Raw genomic sequence first — 20,793 nt, 5'->3', positions numbered from 1 at the left:
AGACAATCCCTTTCTTGAAATCAGATACTTCACAATATGATGGCTTGCTTCAGGAGAGCAAAATGCATAATAGAACTTATTGGTCTTTATCCTCTTAAGGTAAAATGTAGGAACAATATCCCTCCTACCAATCAAGCAATTCAAAACATCATCAATGGAACCTCCATCATGATACTCATCACTTGCCTTTACAAAATCCCAACAGTAAGGGAAAGGGTTTCTGCCTTAGCACAGCCACTGCTTGAAATGTAAAGAACAAGCGCCCTAAAAGCATTAGATGAAATGGAACAGACCTTCCTGATATCACCTCTTGCAGGCAAGTCATAATATGAGGATAGATACTCCCCATCAAACTTAATGTCATTCAAATAGGGCAATTCAATTTCAAAATGCCTAAAGAATGTCTTGATTCTGGAAAAATAGGTTCTGACAGTGCTGATAGCCAAACCTGAATCCAATAAAAAAGACCTGAAATCCAACAATCTGCTTTTAATTTTCCTGCTCTTAAGCGAAATTCCTTCATCTTCCTCAACAATTGCCTCATCCATAAGGGATCCCATAGCCATATCATGAAAGAACTCATACTTGGCAATTGCAGACCTGTAGGACTTAAGTGTGGAACACTTAATGTTTCTATTTGAACAAAATATTTTCAATAATTCTTCAGACATCATCATGATAAAAAAAAATATTTAAAAAAAGGACAAAATGGAGTTATTTTCATAAATAGTAAACTATACATTAACTATTACTTCTCAAACGCTCTCTAAACTTATATAAACTCAAAAAAACAATATTTAAACAATTAAACCACAATACAATGAAAAATATACGAATTAAAAAGGTGAAAAAAAATGTCTAATTTAGAAATAAAAGAAACATACCTATATAAAACCAGTGAAGGGATAGTCACTGCAGAAGTGTATTTGTCCGAAGATACCATATGGGCAACTCAAAAAGAAATGGGCAAATTATTTGATGTTAATGTAAGAACAATCAGCGACCATTTAAGAAACATATTCAGGGATGGAGAATTGGAAAAAGATTCAGTTATCCGAAAATCTCGGATAACTGCAGCTGATGGTAAAAAATATAATACAAGCCTATATAATTTAGATGCAATCATCTCTGTAGGCTATCGTGTAAACAGCAAGAAAGCAACTTATTTTAGAAAATGGGCAACTCAAATACTAAAGGAATACATGATAAAGGGAATTGCTCTTAACGATGAAGCTCTTAAAAATGGAGGAATACTTGGAAAGGACTATTTCGAGGAATTGATTATAAGAATAAGGGAAATTCGCTTAAGCGAATACAGATTATATGAAAAGATACTGGAGATATATGCCCAATGCAGTTATGATTACAATAAGGATGCTGACATTACAAAGGAATTCTTTGCAAATGTTCAAAATTATTTTGGATGGAAATGGAAATATTAGCAAAAGAGATGCAGATATTCATGCCAAAAAGGAATATGAATTATATAGGCCTATCCAAGACAAGCTAATAAAATCTGAATTTGAAAAGCTGAGGGAAAGAACACAACAAAGACTAAAATAAATGAAAATTTCCAGATCTAAAAAAGATATGAAACATGAAAATTTTCCATGTTTATTATGATAAAATCTTAAAAGGCATTAAGATTTAAGGAAAAAATAAAAATGGATAAAAATGGCTATTTTTATAAATAGTAAACTATACATTAATTATTACTTTTCAAAAGCTCTCTAAAATTATATAATCTCAAAAAAACAATATATAAATAGAATTTCAGATTTTTAACCAACAATATAAATAATTTCCTGATAAAAAAATAATCAAATTAACTAAAATTTGAAAAAAATTTAAAATAAATAACCTAAAAATAGTAAAATATATAACCTAAAAATAGTAAAATATATAACCTAAAAATAGTAAAATAAATAACCAATAAATAGTTAAACGGAGCCAGTGCTATGGAATATATTGACAGATATTTGGATGATGAATTAGAGCAATGGATGAGTGTAATTGGTGCAGTGCTTATAGTTGGCCCAAAATGGTGCGGCAAAACAACTACTGCAGAACAATTTGCAAAAAGCGTTTTAAAACTTCAGGATATCGATAGACAGGAAGAATATCAAATGTGGCTGGACATTAAGCCTTCCAAACTATTGGAAGGTGAAAAACCTAGATTGATTGACGAATGGCAAATGGCACCAATCCTATGGGATGGAGTTAGAAACAGTGTTGATGAACTACAAGGCGAAGGATTATACATTTTAACAGGCTCAACAGTAGTTGACGAATCCAAAATCATGCATTCCGGAACCGGCAGAATCCACAGACTGCTCATGCGCCCCATGAGCTTATATGAAAGCAAGGAATCAAACGGCAAAATATCCATCGAGGAACTGTTTGACAATCCCCATATGAACATTGATGGAATTGAGTCCGAATTAACAATGAGTGATTTGATTTTTGCAGCATGTCGCGGAGGATGGCCTGAATCTTTAAACAAGAGAAACAATAGAGAGAGGTTATTAATAGCGTATAATTATTTAGATAACATATGCGAAAGTGACATTTCCAAAGTCGATGGCGTTAAACGTGACCCTGATAGAGTTAAAGTGATTCTAAAATCCATAGCCCGAAATAATTCCACTTTAGCCAAGGACACTACAATAATGGCAGATATTTCCGCGAACTTTGGAGACATCAGCAAACCTACCTACTATTCATATGTTGATTCATTGAAACGCTTGTTCGTTATTGAAGACTTAAGAGGATGGGCCCCGAATATCAGATCAAAATCAGCAATGAGATCAGGCAACAAAAAAGTATTCATTGACCCATCCATTCCAGTGGCTGCATTAAATATGAACCCCGAAGCTTTCAATACCATAGATGGCTTAAAAACCTTCGGATTTATTTTTGAAAATTTATGCATTCGCGATTTAAGCGTATACACATCAAGACTAGGAGGTTCCATATCCTATTATCATGACAACTATGATGTGGAGGTTGATTGCGTTGTACATCTTAATGATGGAAGATATGCCTTAATCGAATGCAAATTAGGCAAAACCAAAATAGAAGAAGGTGCCCGAAATTTGCTGAAAGTAAGCAAATTAATTGAGGCGAATGACCAAATCAGAAACCCTAGTTTCCTAGCCGTTTTAACAGGAGGAAAAAATGCATATACACGAAAAGATGGGGTGAAAGTCATCCCTATAGGATGCTTAAAATAAAGAAAAGGAAACAACAATCTCCTTAAAAAATATTTAAAAAAATAAAAAAAATAATAAATTAAAAAAAAAGATTATTAAATGAATTAAAAATATTTAAATAAAAAAAGAAAATAAAAGAGTACTTAATTATTTATTAAGTAAGATTTCCTTGATTTTATCAATGTCTGCGTCCACTTGGACAGGTTCCACACAAGCGTCAATTGCAGTGTTAGGATCTTTAAGCAAGTGTCCAGTTACAACACAAACAACTCTTTCTCCCTTGTCAATATCTCCTTGTTCAACTAATTTCTTAAGACCTGCAATGGATGCTGCAGAAGCTGGTTCAACTCCAACACCTTCAGTTCTTGCAAGCAATTTTTGAGCGTCAAGGATTTCTTCATCAGTTACGGTTTCAGCCAATCCATTGGAATCGTAAATAGCTCTTAATGCTTTTACTGCACTTACAGGAGCACCGATACGGATTGCAGTAGCAATGGTTTCTGGGTTTTCAACAGGAGTCATGTCCATGGTTTTGTCTCTGAATGCATTTGCAATAGGACAAGCCCCTTCAGCTTGAATACCAGTCATCATTGGAACATCATCCATAAATCCAGCATTGTGGAATTCAGTGATTCCTTTCCAAATAGCTGAAATGTTTCCTGCATTACCTACAGGAAGAACGATTCTGTCAGGAGATTCCCATCCTAAATCATGGACAATCTCATAACCTATGGTTTTTTGTCCTTCTAATCTGAATGGGTTAATTGAGTTCAATAAGTATAAGTGTTTTTCACGAGCAAGTTGGGTCATAGCTTCCAAAGCTTCGTCAAAGTTACCGTTGATTGAGAATACTTCTGCACCGTGGAACATAGCTTGTGCCAATTTACCGAGAGCAACCTTACCTGCTGGCAAGAATACAGCACATCTTAATCCTGCTCTAGCAGCATATGCAGCAAGGGAAGCTGAGGTGTTACCGGTAGAAGCGCAACCTACAGTATCTACACCAAGCATCATAGCTTTGGTCATACCGATGGTCATTCCTCTGTCCTTGAAACTGCCTGTAGGGTTTGATCCTTCCACTTTAACGTAAAGGTCAATTCCAAGTTCCTTACCTAATTTTTCACATCTGCAGAATGGAGTTCCTCCTTCATCCAAGGAAACTCTTTTGCTCGCATCAACAGGCAAGCATTCTTTGTATTTCCATAAGTTATCTCTTCTACCTTCAAAAGTAGATTTAGGAACATCAACTTCCACTTCTACTTCCAAGACAGACCCACATTTTTTACAATTGTAGATAACTTCATCATCTTCGTATTCTTCTCCACAAGACACACATCTAATCATTTTATCACATTAAATTTTTTTGATGAATAATAATTTTGATTAATTAAAATTATTTTTAATGATTAATTATAAAATTTTCAAAAAATTAGATTATAATTAATATACATCATATAATTATAGTCATTATAGTATAAAAACTTATTTTAAGATTAGTTAAGTTTCTTAAATAAATAAAAAAGTAAAAATCTAAAAAAATTAAAAAAATTAAAAAAAATGAAAAGAGTAATAAGAATAAAAAGAATAAAAGAGTAAAAAAAGAATTAAAAAAATAAAAACTAATTAACCCATGCTTAAACCGAAAAATGGCAATAGCTTACCTGCAAGAGGCACAGTTATATTCGCTTCGATGAATGCTGCAATAATCAATAGGATTACAGCAAGGCATAAGAATACAAAAGACTCCTTTATCTTGTTTTGATTCATTTTAAATGATGCATAACACCTTTGCTTGAAAGTGATCTTCACATCAGAAAAATATGGATCGAAAATGTCCAAATAGGAATAGTCTGGAGACCTTAGGTTCCATATGAAATGAAGTACAAATGAAAGGAGTACAAAACCACCGGTAGTAGCTATAATGATTGCTGGAATTTCAAATATTCCATGAGGCACAGTTAATGCCAAGTAAGCGTAAATATTGAAATCTGCACCAAAATAACCAATGAACAATCCATTATTAATTAAAATAATAGCACCTAACACTCCACCTAAAGCTCCAAGAGCATATAATATAAACGCTACAGTTACATTATTTGTGAAAATTGAATGGGTGGTTAGGGTAATTACACCTTCATCCACCTGCTTCTGAAAATTATCCACCATAGGCTGGATGTACTCTGAAATACTATCTGCATAAAAATAACCAATGAGAAGAGGAATCACAAACAATACTGTTGAAAACAATAAGAGCCATTTATTATTTGAAAATGCTGCTTTTGTCTCTTCCTTAGCTATTCTTAAATAATGTTTAATATCCATACTAATCATCCTAAGATGTTTTTCATAATAATTTTAATAAAAAGATTTCTTAATTTACCAATTGACTTAATCAAACAATGATTCAGCAATCTCTACGGATTCCTCTTGCTTTACCTTCAAGTCTTCAAAGAAATCTTTCATAAGCTCTGCTGCATGAACCTTACAATGTCCGCACATGAGCTCACCATTTACACATTCCTCACGGATCTTTTCAAGCTCCTTGTCATCATCAACCAAATGGTAAACAAGCATTTCATAGATTACACATTCATCAGGCCTTCCGCCTAACTCCTTTTGCTCATCAAGGGTTTCTCTTCCACCGGTTTTAGATGATTTGACCTTTTTCTCAGCTTGTTTTGGAGTTTCATTCAAGTAGATTGCAGTGTTTGGCTTGCTGCTTGACATCTTGTCTCCAGTAAGGCCTGTCAAGAATCTATGATAAGTGGAAGCAGGAGCTAAAAATCCATACTCCTCATTCAATTTAGCTGCAATGTCTCTTGTTAACCTTAAATGAGGGTCCTGGTCTACACCTACAGGAACAACCACTTGCTTTGGCCCACCGAATTCTTCAGTTTGAGGAAGCAAAATGTCTGCAACCTGAACTAATGGAACGTATAGATGTGCAATGTTAGTGCTTGCATTAAATCCGTAAATTGCATGCATATTGTTGAAATTGACCCTTTTTGCAATCTTGAATGTCAAGTCATTCAATGTTTTGTTTTGGGACTGTAAATAGACATTTACATTATCTGCAGTTAAGTCAAGACCTAAAGCAATGTAATTTGCCAAATACTCATTGATAGCAATTTCCTTTGCCTTTTCAAAACTGATTCCCCTTGCAGCATATGATTCCATATCTGCAATTGACAAGGATAATGAAGCGCCTTTTTCAAAATACCATTTCAATTGGTCAATGACCATCTTATGGCCAATGTGCATCTGGCCACTTGGCATCATTCCAGTCATTACTGCAAAGTCCTTCTTGCCATTGATTAATGGAACCAATTTATCAAAGTCCCTATGGCCAAAAATAACTCCTCTTTTCATCAATCTTGCAGGATCTTCAATCTTTCCTATAAGTTCTGAAAAGTCTTTTATACCAAACTGATTAACTAATTTATCATAATCTACTATAGATGAGCCCCATGGATCAATCAAAAAATCACCTTAAATATAATATCTTTGCTTAAATTGAATAATTGAATAATAATTATTATGTTTTTTATTGTAAGTATTTAAATAATTATGCATATTTTTAATTAAAATTATTTAAAATTTTTATCTAAAAATTTATAATAATTATTGCATTAATTTTAGTTTTAATTTATTTTTAATTATAATTTTAATTCTAATTAATATGCTATTAATTAAATATGATTTACAAGTTAATAAAAATAACTAATGAAAAATTAAAAAAAATAGCTATCAAATTATAAAAAATATTAAAAATAATTCTTAAGAAAGTCTTAAAAAAATCCTTAAGAAAAAATGAAAATTAAAATAATGAAATTAACTTAAAAATAGCTATGGACGAGTCCACTCTATGTTATAATAGGTAACGTCCAAATCGTCATCAACGACAGCAAGCAACAGTTTCTTGTTCACACCGTGGGAAACTCTCACATAGCTTGCAAAGTCCAATACATTAACCTCATTTGTTTCATACAATACCTTTACCAGGAAGTCAGAGTGTGCATGACCTGGACCGGTACCCCTTTCATAAAGCCTGAATTCAGATCCGTACTTGAATCCTGTCTTGATAATGTAACCTCTGTTTTTCAAATCCCTATAAACAAGGTATTTGCCGTAAATCTCCTCTTCCTTGATTAGATCAATTATGTAATTCACATCACATTTCTTGTCATTTTCATAAATGTCCAAACGTCCGCTTTCCATCAAATAGCATGCCTCAATAATGGAAAGCTCTAAGCAATCCTCGGACAATTTACCGAATTGGCTTTTTTGATTAAGGGAAACTGCTCTTTGGTTACCCTCTTCAATCTTTATGGTTACAATACCTTCACATAAATCTCCACGCATCTAAACACCTAAATAAAAATCTGTAATGAATGAAATAAGAAAAATTAAAAAAAGTATAAAAATTTAGTAAAAAATTAATTATTTAACTGATTAGTAAAAAACCAACCATTTAAAAATTAATTATTTAATAGCTAGAATGTTTTTACAAATATGTTATTTGCCAAATCCCTTGAAATCTCAATTTGGGAATCGTCTATAAAGACATTATAATCTGAAGTTTCAGAATCTGATATTCTGATTTTTGATCCTATAGTGATTCCAGCATCCATTGCATCAGAAAGGGAAGAATCGCCACCTCTTATGAACAGGACTTCACCTTCTTCACCAGAAGCCAATTGGGAAATGGACAGTAAATTGAATTCCCTAACTCCAATGTCCTCAATGTCATTTTGATTGTTAATGCAGTCATCACAGTTAGCGAAATCAAAGTCACATGCAGGAATCAAATGGTCATCAGGACATGTATCAGGATGTTCTAGCATATGGCAAATAGCTCTTTCAGCCTCATCAGACAATGAGTGTTCCATTTCACAAGCTTGAGCATGAAGGTTTTCATCTTTGATTTTCAATACATCTTTCAGGAACCTTTCAAGAATTCTGTGTTTACGTGTAATCTTTTGAGCTATTTTGCTACCTTCATCAGTTAAAGAAGCCCCCTTATATGGAACGTATTCAATATAACCAATATCTTCAAGTTTCTTAAGCATTTGAGTAACACTACCTGGCGCAATACCTAACTCTCTTGATAAAGTTGTTGTAGACACATAGGAATCCTTACTTCCGAACTTGTAAAGAACTTCCAAATACTCTTCAATGTTTTCACTAATCTCTTTAGCCATGTAGAACCTCCACCATTTATTTAATTAAATCTTAATTTAATTCAATGAATTCATTTTAAAATTATTTAAATTAATTTTTATTGTTTAAAAATTACCTAATTAACATATAAGACAATTTTATATGATTTTATTACTATAATAATATTTTATATAAAAAGTATATAAAGTTTTGGATAACCTAAAATTTTATAACAGTGAAATTGAAAATAAAAAAAGCATAAAAAAGCATTTAGAAGAGTTCTGAAAAAATCAAAAATATGGATTAGGAATGAATATTGAAAAATAAAAATATATTTAATGATATGAAAATAAAAAAAATAAAAAAATAAATTGTTAAAATGAATATTAAAAAATAAAAAATCATGATTAGAATGGGATATTCTTATAGGTTCGGAGTTTCTTATAAGACTTTGTATTCCAGTTTTTAATATGTCCTAAACTATTTCTATAACTTGTTCCATCAGCAGAATACCATCTTCCATTTACATAAATCTGAGCCCAGACATGCCCTGTAACCAAACCTGAACCAAATTTGCATTTCTTTGCATGAGCATATCTTGCAGGAATCTTAGAAGCTCTGCATAGGGCTACGATTAAATTGGAATGATCACAACAGTTCCCTTTTTTAGTTTTCAATGTTTTTGAAGCTCCTTTTTTGGAATTTGGATAGTAACTGTATCCTAAATTATCCCTAACATAATTATAGATTGCTGTTGCCTTTTCTAATTTAGTGGAATACTTGCTTGTAATCTTTTTGGACAATTTTCTAATGGCTTTGGTTATTTTAGCATAGCCCCCACCTTTGAGATACTTGCTAACCGAAAGCTTAGTGTTCTGATTCAATCCTTTTTTAAACTGACCTGAAGGGTCTATAATTTCCAAGTATGATGAATTGCTAGATGGGCCATAAATTCCATTATTAGCATAAGAGAAGATTACCTTGTATCTGCCTCTTGAAAGCTTAAGTTTTATATATGCAATTCCCTTATCATTAGTGGTTCTTGTGTAAGATTTTCCAGAAATTGTGAACTTGACCTTTTCTTTCTTTAATATTTTTCCATCAATTCCCTTCAATAAAATTTTAAAGGATTTTCCTTTAAGAATAGTGTAAATCAAAGGTTTTGTATAGGTTTTCTTATAAACAGGCAATTTCATAGCCAATGAAGATTCAAGATAATAATATCCTCCATCAAAAATGCAATTGAAATTAACTGATTTTTTATCTGAAGGCATCTTTACATAAACCTGGCCCTTTGAATCCGTGGTTTTAATGTATTTTACACCATCTACATAAATGATTAATTTTTTATTTGATAATACATTCCCCTTGGAATCAACAAGTCTAATGGTAAAATCAGAAGATCTGTAAGCATAAGCCTTTGGAGTTTTAATACTGGTATTTTCATAGAAAATCACATTTGAATCAACTGTTTCTGCAGGATTGTAATTCAAATCTCCTTCATAGGACACTTGAATATTGTGAATACCCCCTATGCTTAAATCCAGAGCTAGAATAGCTATCCCTTCATCATCAGTAAATGATGTTTCATCAATGCAATCTCCTTCAGGGGTTTCAATTCTGAAATTGATCAATGCTCCACTTATTGGATTATTCTCTTCATCCAACAACCTTACAATATAATCTTCATTTCCATATATTTCCCAATCCTCTTGAGAAACAATTTCAAGACTTGTATTCTTTAATGCTGGCTCTTCATCATCAATATCACTATCAATATCATCATCAATATCACTGTCAATACCACTATCAATATCACCAACTTCATCTGAATCGGCATTGTCCAGACCATCATCATTTAAATTTCCATTATCGCTTATATCAGAAATCGCATCATCATTGACTAAATTCAATGAATTTTCATCATCTGTACTGTCTGCTGAAACTGCAGACACAGACAATAATAATATCAAAAGCAATAATGAAAAAGCAAATTTATAATTAATAGTTACACCAACTGAAAAATACTTGAAAATAAAAATCATAAGATTTTAAGATTATTTTAAAATTGTTTTAAAATTATTTTAAAAAGAATATGAGTAATTTGAAACAATTACTAAAAATAATAGAAATAAAAGTTTTTTAAAATAAATTTTGAAATTAGTAATTTTTACTAATACATTACATTACTATTTAAATACTTCATAATATAAAAAATTAATCTTAATCATTAAAAGATTTGTAAATTCAAAATTATGTAAAATAAGTAAATTTTCATTATCAAATGATAATAAATAGGCATTGAAAAAAATAAAAAAATACGTTAAATTAAAAAGAGTATTAAAAAAGAATTAATTAAAAAATAAAAAGAAAAAAATTTGGATAAGAGGAAATCCTCTTATATCCATTTTAAATACTTTAATACTAGAATGGTACAGCAGCATATCTATTCAAATTGCTATATGAATTAGTGTTCCAATTTTGGATATTACCTAATTTATTTCTCACACTTGTAGCATCAGCAGCATACCAAACACCATTTACGAGAATTTGAGCCCATACGTGTCCGGTTACTAAACCACTTGAGAATCTACAGCCTTTTGCATGAGCATATCTTGCTTCAATGCCTGAAGCTCTGCACAATGCAACAACTAAACTTGCCTGATCCACACAATTTCCTGAACCAGCACTTAAGGTACCTGAAGCACCATGTTTAGAGTTTGCATAATAACTATAATCAATTTCATCTCTGACATAATTATAGATTGCTTGAGCTTTTGCCTCATCAGTTTTTAAACCTTTAGTCAATTGACTTGCTAAATTACTGATTGAACTTGTAATAGCTGATTGGCCAGTGCCAACCAAATATCTGGCAAGATCTGATTCTGTATTTTTCTCATTTAAACCTGCTTTGAATTGACTTGAATTATAAGGTATTTTAGATGAGATGTTAATTGGAGGAACTGTAATTCCTTTGAATACAGAACTTTCGAAAGTACAGTAATTAGGTAAATTCTTATGAGATTTATGGAAATCTAAAATCTTAGCAAATGAATAAGTATATAAATCAAATTCAGCATTACCTAAAGATTTACCAGAACTACTATAAACCTTAGCGTAAACAGGGGGAACCTTATTAGATTCCGCAAAGGATATTACTCTTTTTGCTAAATCAACATATTGTGCTTTATAAACTGTAGCGTCCATGGAATCCCCTTCAGAATTAGAATTGGAGATTCCAGTTGGAAGAGCAATATAATTTGTGTTACCAGCATTAATATTATAGACAGCTTTAGTCATTAGATATGAGAATTGTGAAATACTTAATTTTTTATTTGCAACTGTAACGGTACTAGGCAACGCATCATGAGAGTTAACATAATTCTTTACATTAGTAGCTGCAGTTTCGATTTCACTTATGGAAAATCTATTTGTATCTTTTACAGTTACTGTATTTGATAACTTAGATGATTCATAAATGGAAGATTCTGCATAAGATGAAACCACTGAATAGGTTCCCTGATTTAAATCAATCTTTAAGGAAGCCACTCCTTTGGAGTTAGTGGTTTGAGTGTATGTTTTTCCAGATAATGTAAATGTAATCTTCTGATTAGCTAAACCATTACCTGCGTTATCCACTAATGTTACAGAATATGCATCGCCTTTATTTACACTGTTTGAACTAGCTTTTATGGAAGTGGATTTTTTAAGAGGAGCATATACAGAACTTTCAAAAGTACAGTAATTAGGCAAATTATTATGAGATTTATGGAAATCTAAAATCTTAGCAAATGCAAATGTATATAAATTTAAATCTGCATTGTGTGCCTTGTTTGAACTGTCTTTTACAGACAAGTAAGCAGAAGGTACCTTTTTAGATTCTATATTAGAAGCTGATCTTTTTGCTAAATCCACATACTGAGCTTTATAAACAGTGGTTTTTAATGAATATGTAGAAGAGCCTCCATTAGAAATACCGCTTAAAAGAACTATATCCTTTTTATTGTTAGAATTGAGATTGGATACTGCCTTTGATGATAAATAGGTAAACTCAGATATCTTAAGAGTTTTAGAACCTACTTTCACAGTATTAGGCAATCTTTTATTCTTTAAAACATAATTCTTAACATTAGTAGCTGCATTTTCTATCTCCTTAACAGTGAAAGCATTAGGATTATCCAATACAGTTAAAGTAACGGAATTCTTAGCGGATTTGTAAACTTTTGAACCAGCATAAGAACAGACCATAGGATACTTGCCTGCTTTCAAGTTTATTTGAAGATAGGTGGAACCTTTAGAGTCTGTTGTCAATGTATAAGTTTTACCATTGATAGCATAACTTAACTTTTGACCGCTTAAAGCTTTACCATTGCCATCAGTTAATGTAAGCTTATAATTATTGCCTCTAGTAATGGTATTTGAACTTCCTTTAAGAATTGTTGCTTTTAAACTGCTTGCTTGATTAAATGCTGAACTTTCAAAAGTACAATAATTAGGCAAATAATTTTTAGACTTATGGAAATCTAAAATTTTTGCAAAAGCAAAGGTATACAAATTGAAATTTGCATTTCCTACAGACTTCTTAGAAGCGTCCTTAATAAGAATTTCAGTAGGAGGTACCTTTTTAGAACCAATGAAAGAAACTACATTTTTTGCTAAGTCAAGATATTGTGCTTTATAAACAGTAGTTTTTAGTGAAGCAGAAGAAGATTTGCCATCTGAAATACCTGATAAAAGTATTACATCACCTTTCTTATTTGAATTCAAATTTGATATCAATTGGGATGAAAGATAAGAAAACTCAGATATCTTAAGAGTTTTAGAACCTACTTTCACAGTATTAGGCAATCTTTTATTCTTTAAGACAAAATTCTCAACATTGCTAGCTGCATCTTCAATCTCCTTAACAGTGAATGCATTAGGATTTTTCAATACAGATAAAGTCACAGATAATCTTGAAGAGTCATAAGCACCAGATCCCCCATAAGAACAGACCATAGTGTATTTACCTTCCTTCAAGTTTATTTGAAGATAAGTGGAACCTTTTGAGTCTGTTGTCAATGTATATGTTTTACCGTTGATATTGTAACTCAATTTTTGACCACTTAAGACTTTCCCTTTGCTATCAGTCAAAGTAAGAGTATAATAATTACCTCTGTAAATGGAACTTGAACTTCCCTTGAGAGTGGTTTTAACTTTAGCATTAGCTTGTAAAACTGCACTATCAGATTGTGAGGAAGCCCCAAGAACAGCCTTATTATTTGCAATGTTAGAATTATGTTCCGAATCAGAATCTTCTACAGTATTATCAGTATTTAAAACTTCATTTTCTGAATTTACATTACTTGAACCAGCATTTTCAGATTCCAAATTATTTGAATTTGAATCACTAGCAACATAATCAGAGCCACTAGAAACGCTAGCACCAGATAAGTCATTTGAATCATCTATAGAAGATGAATCATCAATATCCATAGCGGAAACTGATGTGATCAAACAAAATCCCATAAGTAAAACCGCTAAAAGTAATGTGAGATTCTTAACTGAAATCATTTCACCTCACATTTTAGAGCAACCCTAAAATTATAGTTTTACAAGTATAATTTTCACATTGAATTTTTAAAAAATATTATGGAAAAATATTTATTTTTCCCAAACTCAATGTTTATCATTTAACTTTTTCAAGTAAACAATAAAGACCACCCTAAACATTTCTTAACTTGACAATTTTGCTTTAAAAACAAAAAAATCAAATTAGATTAATATTTACTTTTAATCTTTTATTATATAAATCTTACTAAAAAAAATCATTCAAAACAAGGATTTTACATAGTTTATAGTTCAAAATGAAAATGTTTTAGCTTTTATTTTATTATCCAAATATAGTTAACTATATGTTACAAATATAAGGAATAATTAATTAATTATAATCCAAAAAAAAATGATTAGAATTAAAAAAATTAAAAAATACTTGATAAGTCTTTAAATAATGAATAAATACTTAAAATTACTTATTTTAATCAAATTTGAAATGACATTACTTAAATAAATAGAAAATAAAATAATCACCTTTATTTAACTTAAAAAAGAATTACAGACTATTAAACATATTTGATATAAAAGAAAATGATATTATCATTTTTAAAATTATACTAAAATAAGTGTTAAATTAAAAAAATACTTCTTAAAAAGTAGATTTCAGACAAATAAGAAATTTTAATTAAGCGATATTCAAAAAAGAACTATTTAAGGACAAAATAAGAAAATAAAGAAAATTTTTAAAAAATAGTTGAAAAAATAATGAAAAATAGTAAAAAAAAGTTGAGATTTTTTATTTGAATACACATCATTTACTCCCAACTTTAGGAAAAAATTTTGATCAAGGTTTTGCAGGCCGAAGGCCTGGAAAAGCTTGAGCGGGTTACATCATAGGAGGCATTCCGCCCATTCCGCCCATACCAGGTGCAGGAGGCATACCACTATGGTCTAAGTTTTCATCAGGATCCACTTTTTGAAGTGCACCAGCTGCTGCAACCAAGTCGTCAATACGCAAGATCATTTCACAAGCTTCTTGAGCTGCTTGGATAGCTTGCTTCTTGACTCTTTGAGGTTCAACAACACCAGCTTCTTTCATATCCACTACTTTACCTTCAAATACATCCAATCCCATATTGATGTTTTCTTCATGAGCTGCTCTGAGTTCTACAAGCAAGTCAATGGTGTTTAAACCAGCGTTTTCAGATAAGGTCCTTGGCACTATTTCCAAAGCGTCTGCAAATGCATTTACAGCCACTTGTTCTCTTCCGCTGATAGTGTTAGCATAAGCTTTCAATTGTCTTGCGATTTCAATTTCAGGAGCTCCTCCACCGTATACGACTTTTCCATCTTCAACAGTAGCTGCAACTACACCTAATGCGTCTTCCATAGCTCTTTCGATTTCAGATGAAACGTGTCTGGTACTTCCACGGATTAAAATGGAACTTGCTTTAGGGTCTTCACATTCTTCAATGAAGGTAATGATTTGGTCAAAGACCTTTTCTTGGTGTATGTAACCTGCCTTACCTAATACGTCAGGAGTCAAGTCTTCAATATTGGTAATGAGTTCAGCACCGGTAGCTTTCATGATTCTCTTTACGTCAGTGTTCTTAACTCTTTTGAATGCCATGATTCCAGCTTTGGACAAGTGATGTTGGACTACATCATCAATACCTTTTTGACAGAAGAGCACATTACAGCCAGAGTCAATGATCTTATCTGCAATTTCCTTAAGGGTTTCCTGTTCACTGTCAAGGAAAGCCTGCATTTGCAATGGGTCAGTGAAGTCCACTTTAGCGTTTTCCAAATCTTTCAATTCTAAAGGATATTTCATTAAAGCGATTTTACAATCACGCATTTCTTCAGGCATAGCTTCATTAGCTCTACCTTGGTCAATGTAGATACCGTCAACAATTAAGGAGTCTTCTACACTTCCACCATTGATTCTGTGAATCTTTATGAGAGTTTTGTCTAATTTTTCTCCTTCTTCAACTTTGAGTGCAGCTTGAACAAGCAATTGTGCAAGTTCATCCTTAGCATAATCGGAACCTTTACCTGTCATTGCGGTTTTTGCAATTCCAAATAAGGTGTCTGGGTCTCTTGCATCGGTAGAAATGCTGTATAAGATTTCCATTGCTTTTGCAACTGCTAATCTGTATCCGATGAGAATGGTTGGGATTGCAATTCCATCTTCGTATAATTCCATTGCTTTCTTAAGCAATTCACCAGCAATGATTACAACTGTAGTGGTTCCGTCTCCAACTACATTCTCTTGTTTTCTTGCAATTTCCACAAGCATTTTTGCTGCAGGGTGTGCAATATCCATTTCCTGTAAGATAGTTGCTCCATCGTTGGTTACAACCACATCACCCATTTTCTTGTCCACTAACATTTTGTCCATTCCTTTTGGACCAAGAGTGGTTCTTACAATGCTTGCTAATAGTTGGCTTGCAAAAATATTCATTCTTAAAGCTTGATTTCCTTGAAATCTTTCAGTATCATCACGTAAAATATACATAGGTTGATTAATTTGTGCCATAATAATCTCCTTAATTTTAATCAGTATTATTTTTAATAAGATAATTTATTAGTAATTATAAAGATTAATTACAAGAATTAATTATAAGAATTCATAATAAAAATTAAATTATATTTAATTTATATTAAATTATCCATATAGTTATAGATAGGTTTGCCTTACTATAAAAAAGTTTTGTTTATAATGGATTATTAAGAATTTTAAAAAAAGAAAATATTGAAATAAAAACAGAACATTTAACAAGTGAATTTATTAAATTATTAATTAATTGTTGAAAATCAAAAAAGGAGATGCCATCATGTCAAGCATTGTAATTTATTTTTCAAGAACTGGTGAAAACTACTTTGGTGGAGAACTTAAAAACATTGAAAAAGGAAACACAGAAGTGATTGCAGAATACATTCAGGAATTGGATAATGCAGACTTATTCAAAGTTGAACCTGCAGTTGAATATCCTTCTGATTACATGAAATGCATTGATGTTGCTAAAAAGGAACAGCAAGAAGATGCAAGACCTGAAATAAAAGAAACATTAGAAAGCATTGATGCATATGATACTGTATACATCGGTTTTCCAAACTGGTGGGGAACATTGCCAATGCCTATGTTTACCCAATTGGAACAATTGGATTTTGAAGGAAAAACAGTTAAGCCTTTTGTAACCCATGAAGGTTCCGGTTTCGGATCATCCCAAAAAGACTTGAAAAAGTTGTGCGAAGGCGCTCTAATCAAAAAAGGATTATCAATTCCTGGCGCTGGCGTATATGATGCAAAAGAAGCTGTAAAATCATGGATTAATGAATAAATTAATCCTTTATCTTTTTTTCAATATTTAATTTTTTCATTCTTTAAATAAGCCCAATTTAAACTTAAAGTTATTAATAAGGCAAAAAATAGAAAATAGAAAATAGAAAAAATAAAAAAAATTAATAAAATAAGTAAATAAAAAAATTTAAAAAAACTTATTTAGAAAAGAGGATTCATAATAATTTTTCTTTCCTTTTTAGTCATCTTACTATAAGTTATTGTAGACTTATAAGGAGTGTAACCATTTATCTTTTTTGTAGAAAGCAACATTAGGCCACTGATATTGCTTGCTCTAGCAGTTCTTGTAATTACTTTTCCTTTTTTATTCTTATAGTAAACAGTCATCTTCCTTAAGACATAAGTGTGAGGTCTGAAGTCATCCCCTCTTTTATTATCATGGTAAAAGATAGCCGCATATACCCCTTTGACATATTGCGCATCTTTTGGCTGATAGAAAGTCAATATCCTATCCTTACTGCCTACATCTTTATATTTACCCATTTTAATAGTGGTTGTAGCAGCACAAGCAGGACCCATAGTGAATCCTAAAACTGCAATAGCTAAAACGAGTAAAATAAGAATTGTTTTCTTATTCATTATTTTCTCTCCTAAAACTTAGTTATAATAATATATATTTTTGTAGTTTATAATATTTTTTAAAAATGTTTTTAATTAAATGAAAAATAAGTTTAAGTATAAAAATAAAAAAGTAGAAAATTTTATTTGATGAACAAGCAAGCAATTTATCAGCAAAAAAAGAGTTTTGGACTGAAATCTAATCCCCAACTTATCGAAGGAAATACTGCTTGCCACTAATGAATATTCAATTGAAAGCTAAATCCTTCAATCGTCATCATCATCTTTATCGTCTTTATCATTTTTGTCGTCTTTATCGTTATCATCTTTGTCATTATCATCATTATCGACAGAATCACTTGAATCATCTGAGTCTCCAGATGCATCACTTGCAGAATCATCAGATCCTCCAATGCATCCACTGACAGAAACAACAGCTAAAAGAACGATTGTCAATAAAAGCAATGCAAAAACATTTTGTTTTTTCATTAAAAACAACTCCTTTCTGTAAAAATAGGTATGTTGATTTTAGTATTTATATATTGATATTTAAAAAGATAAAAAGAGGATTAAAAATAAAAAGATTTACATATATAGTGATGCAGGCACTGCATTTACATCTTCTTCAGAATTATCCAACTCATCTAAAGGTTTATGAAAAGTGCCAAATCCAACAATTCTTTCCTTATTTATGGAGATGGAAAAAACAGGCCCATTTTCCAAATCTACAACCATAAAATCAATGAAATCATCACTTTCACCAATGATTCTGCATGGTTCAAGCATTTTCCCCTCTTCAAGCATGACTCTGACCATCTCTTCTGCAGGAATCTCTTTCACACCTTCAATCTCTAACCTGTAACTCTTTACTTTCCCTTCAATTTCTGCTACTTTTTCACTGAAATTCATAATAATTACCCCCAATCATTAAGTCAATATAATAAAATCATTGATACAAAGCCTTAGACACTTCAATATTATCATCTGCTGATTCTTCATCTTCATCCGGCTTATGCAAAATGGATAATCCGCAAATGTGTTCCTTTTTTATACAAAGAGAAAAGGTAGGCCCTTCCTTTTTATAAAACATGAAATCCAAAGATTCTTCGTTTTCATCAATGATTTTGCCAGGCCCCAAATATCCTTTATCATTTAGCATGAGCATAATCATATCTTCCAATTTGCATTCCTCTTCATTTTTCTCTAACACATGATATTTGTCTAAATCACCTTGCATTTCCTTTATTTTTTCACTTATATTCATAGTCTTTACCTCAAAATATCGTATTTTAATTCTTCGTCCCTAATTCACTAATATGAAAAAATTAAATGAGTGCACAGTTGAAACTCCAGATTTTAAATCAAAATTCTTTATAATGGCATTAATCATATCACCCATCTAAATCCACATTTCACTTCCTAAAAGTATAAGGGCATAGCCACATATAAAGGTTTGGATTTTTAATGATTTTAAAAAAAGAATGAATAAAATTAATGGGAAATGAAAAAAGATTAATTGAATAATGAAAAAAAGGGGATAATAAAGGGATAATAAAAAAAGATTTGGCCTAACTGAAAATACTATTAATTTCCTTAAAGGAAGGCTCAATTATATTGCAATCATCACCAACACTTAACTCTAAATTACATGTATTTTTATTATAAACGACTGTTGGGTTCTGAATCTTGATAAAGTTCCCTATGGTATACTTGTAATCAGCCATTTCATCCCATAAATTAACTTTTATGGAACCTGTGTCATCTTCAATGTCAATGACTCTAACTAAAAATTTGGTTCCGTTTTCCTCAAACTCAAAAGTGTCTTGAACATCCATTATTTTTCCAATTACTTTAATACCAATATCATTTTCTTTCAAGTCTTTTATCTTTTTATAATCATATAATAAACTTTCAAGCTCTTCAAAGGATTTTAGATTAGCCTTTTCTTCATTAGGCAAATCATCCTCACCAATCATCCTAGAACCTTGGCCTATATGAAGTTCCATACCCTCATCACTTCGTCTTGCTCTTGCATTTTCAATCTTATATGCTTTTGACATGATTGGAACTTGAGCCTTTCCATTCCAAAAGAATGCCTTAATGCTTCCTGTATTGTCTGCAAGAATAGCTGATGAAACAATCCCTGAATCTTCCTTTGTCTTGTATGAATAAGTTTCAAACAATGTGACCACTCTAGCCAAAATATCGATTTCTGCTGAATCCTCATCAATATCTCCGATGTCAGTCAATGAAATGTCAACAGATTCCTTTAAAAACTGAAGCAAACCCTCTTCGATTTTAGGGTTGACAACCACTTTTGAGGTTTCGTCTGTATTGATTCTGTATCCAACTGACTCTTGACTGTCATATTCAACAAAGCCGTTTTCTATTCCAATTATGTCTCCCTTGTTAATGTTTAAAGCAGTGTTTTCATTCCAGAGAATTGCCCTTATTGCTGATGAGGAATCAGAGAGTTCAATGATTTGAAGGTATTCTGACTCTTTAAGTTCCATAGGGTCATGTACTTTTCTAACAATACCTACAAGATTCATGTATTCAATATTCCTATTTTCTTTTGAGGAGATTTGCTTAATCATATGCTCTGCCAAAGATCTTCCCTCTCGAGCCATGCCATCATCAGGATTTTCATTTAGAATGCTATCAAAAATGGAAATTGCCTTCTTGAATGAATTGGTTGAATTAGTATAATCCTTTAGTTTAAAATAGGCAAATCCACTATTGAACCAAGCCACCTCATCTTCTGGATTGATTTCTATGGCTTTGTCAAAGCATTCAATGGCCTTTTTGTATTCCTTCAATTCAAAATAAGTCTGTCCATCCTTATTGAAATCCCTATCTGACATGATAATCCTCGAATATCTATTTGGAAAATATCATTTTTAAAATTTGCTAAAATAAGAATCAGAACATATGTAAAATAACATTTTTAAAATTTGCTAAAAT

18 protein-coding genes are annotated in these 20,793 nt (G+C 31.5%); 4 read left to right on the top strand and 14 right to left on the bottom strand.

What is annotated here, in order from left to right; all coding sequences use genetic code 11:
- Positions 1 to 188: 188 nt before the first annotated feature.
- The gene (locus QZU90_RS06475; protein ID WP_296856260.1) at positions 189 to 671 is read right to left on the bottom strand and encodes a hypothetical protein; all 483 of its coding nucleotides are present in this window, start codon (positions 669 to 671) and stop codon (positions 189 to 191) included.
- A gap of 183 nt (positions 672 to 854) precedes the next feature.
- Between QZU90_RS06475 and rhuM the strand changes: the two genes are divergently transcribed.
- From rhuM to QZU90_RS06460, 3 genes are all read left to right on the top strand, one after another.
- Positions 855 to 1,442, top strand: coding sequence for a RhuM family protein (rhuM, locus tag QZU90_RS06470; RefSeq protein ID WP_296856258.1), 588 nt, complete (start codon positions 855 to 857; stop codon positions 1,440 to 1,442).
- Positions 1,405 to 1,563 carry a hypothetical protein gene (locus QZU90_RS06465; RefSeq protein ID WP_296856256.1) on the top strand — a complete coding sequence of 53 codons (159 nt, stop codon included), beginning with the start codon at positions 1,405 to 1,407 and terminating at the stop codon, positions 1,561 to 1,563. Before rhuM ends, QZU90_RS06465 begins: the two co-directional genes overlap by 38 nt.
- A gap of 395 nt (positions 1,564 to 1,958) precedes the next feature.
- Positions 1,959 to 3,233, top strand: coding sequence for an ATP-binding protein (locus QZU90_RS06460; protein WP_296856254.1), 1,275 nt, complete (start codon positions 1,959 to 1,961; stop codon positions 3,231 to 3,233).
- A gap of 126 nt (positions 3,234 to 3,359) precedes the next feature.
- On the opposite strand, the gene thrC is transcribed toward QZU90_RS06460, so the two are convergent.
- The 8 genes from thrC to thsA form a co-directional block, all read right to left on the bottom strand.
- Complete coding sequence (thrC, locus tag QZU90_RS06455) at positions 3,360 to 4,556, bottom strand: threonine synthase (protein WP_296856252.1); 1,197 nt, start codon at positions 4,554 to 4,556, stop codon at positions 3,360 to 3,362.
- Between the two features lie 279 nt (positions 4,557 to 4,835).
- On the bottom strand, positions 4,836 to 5,534 hold the full coding sequence (locus tag QZU90_RS06450; RefSeq protein ID WP_296856251.1) for a stage II sporulation protein M: 699 nt from the start codon (positions 5,532 to 5,534) through the stop codon (positions 4,836 to 4,838).
- Positions 5,535 to 5,600: 66 nt separating this feature from the next.
- Positions 5,601 to 6,692: a tryptophan--tRNA ligase gene (locus QZU90_RS06445; protein WP_296856249.1), complete on the bottom strand. Its 1,092-nt coding sequence runs from the start codon at positions 6,690 to 6,692 to the stop codon at positions 5,601 to 5,603.
- Between the two features lie 366 nt (positions 6,693 to 7,058).
- Complete coding sequence (gene endA / locus QZU90_RS06440) at positions 7,059 to 7,574, bottom strand: tRNA-intron lyase (protein WP_296856247.1); 516 nt, start codon at positions 7,572 to 7,574, stop codon at positions 7,059 to 7,061.
- 131 nt (positions 7,575 to 7,705) lie between these two features.
- Positions 7,706 to 8,413 carry a metal-dependent transcriptional regulator gene (locus QZU90_RS06435; RefSeq protein ID WP_296856245.1) on the bottom strand — a complete coding sequence of 236 codons (708 nt, stop codon included), beginning with the start codon at positions 8,411 to 8,413 and terminating at the stop codon, positions 7,706 to 7,708.
- Positions 8,414 to 8,779: 366 nt separating this feature from the next.
- Positions 8,780 to 10,327, bottom strand: a complete 1,548-nt coding sequence (locus tag QZU90_RS06430) for a transglutaminase domain-containing protein (protein ID WP_296856262.1) — start codon at positions 10,325 to 10,327, stop codon at positions 8,780 to 8,782.
- 469 nt (positions 10,328 to 10,796) lie between these two features.
- Positions 10,797 to 13,925 carry a pseudomurein-binding repeat-containing protein gene (locus tag QZU90_RS06425; RefSeq protein WP_296856243.1) on the bottom strand — a complete coding sequence of 1,043 codons (3,129 nt, stop codon included), beginning with the start codon at positions 13,923 to 13,925 and terminating at the stop codon, positions 10,797 to 10,799.
- Between the two features lie 868 nt (positions 13,926 to 14,793).
- Positions 14,794 to 16,446, bottom strand: coding sequence for a thermosome subunit alpha (gene thsA / locus QZU90_RS06420; RefSeq protein WP_296856241.1), 1,653 nt, complete (start codon positions 16,444 to 16,446; stop codon positions 14,794 to 14,796).
- A 298-nt stretch (positions 16,447 to 16,744) separates the two neighbouring features.
- Here thsA and QZU90_RS06415 point away from each other — a divergent pair, with 298 nt between their 5' ends.
- Positions 16,745 to 17,251 carry a flavodoxin gene (locus tag QZU90_RS06415; RefSeq protein WP_295606094.1) on the top strand — a complete coding sequence of 169 codons (507 nt, stop codon included), beginning with the start codon at positions 16,745 to 16,747 and terminating at the stop codon, positions 17,249 to 17,251.
- Between the two features lie 161 nt (positions 17,252 to 17,412).
- Here QZU90_RS06415 and QZU90_RS06410 read toward each other — a convergent pair whose 3' ends face one another.
- From QZU90_RS06410 to QZU90_RS06390, 5 genes are all read right to left on the bottom strand, one after another.
- The gene (locus QZU90_RS06410; protein ID WP_295606092.1) at positions 17,413 to 17,850 is read right to left on the bottom strand and encodes a hypothetical protein; all 438 of its coding nucleotides are present in this window, start codon (positions 17,848 to 17,850) and stop codon (positions 17,413 to 17,415) included.
- Between the two features lie 246 nt (positions 17,851 to 18,096).
- The gene (locus QZU90_RS06405) at positions 18,097 to 18,318 is read right to left on the bottom strand and encodes a hypothetical protein (RefSeq protein ID WP_296856239.1); all 222 of its coding nucleotides are present in this window, start codon (positions 18,316 to 18,318) and stop codon (positions 18,097 to 18,099) included.
- 96 nt (positions 18,319 to 18,414) lie between these two features.
- On the bottom strand, positions 18,415 to 18,738 hold the full coding sequence (locus QZU90_RS06400) for a hypothetical protein (RefSeq protein ID WP_296856237.1): 324 nt from the start codon (positions 18,736 to 18,738) through the stop codon (positions 18,415 to 18,417).
- 37 nt (positions 18,739 to 18,775) lie between these two features.
- Positions 18,776 to 19,093: a hypothetical protein gene (locus tag QZU90_RS06395; RefSeq protein ID WP_295606085.1), complete on the bottom strand. Its 318-nt coding sequence runs from the start codon at positions 19,091 to 19,093 to the stop codon at positions 18,776 to 18,778.
- Between the two features lie 304 nt (positions 19,094 to 19,397).
- Positions 19,398 to 20,693, bottom strand: coding sequence for a tetratricopeptide repeat protein (locus tag QZU90_RS06390; protein ID WP_295606083.1), 1,296 nt, complete (start codon positions 20,691 to 20,693; stop codon positions 19,398 to 19,400).
- Between the last annotated feature and the right edge of the window lie 100 nt (positions 20,694 to 20,793).

It is taken from the genome of uncultured Methanobrevibacter sp., from assembly GCF_902784195.1.
Taxonomy (GTDB): Archaea; Methanobacteriota; Methanobacteria; order Methanobacteriales; family Methanobacteriaceae; genus Methanobrevibacter.
This window is presented reverse-complemented; position numbering and strand designations above follow the sequence as displayed.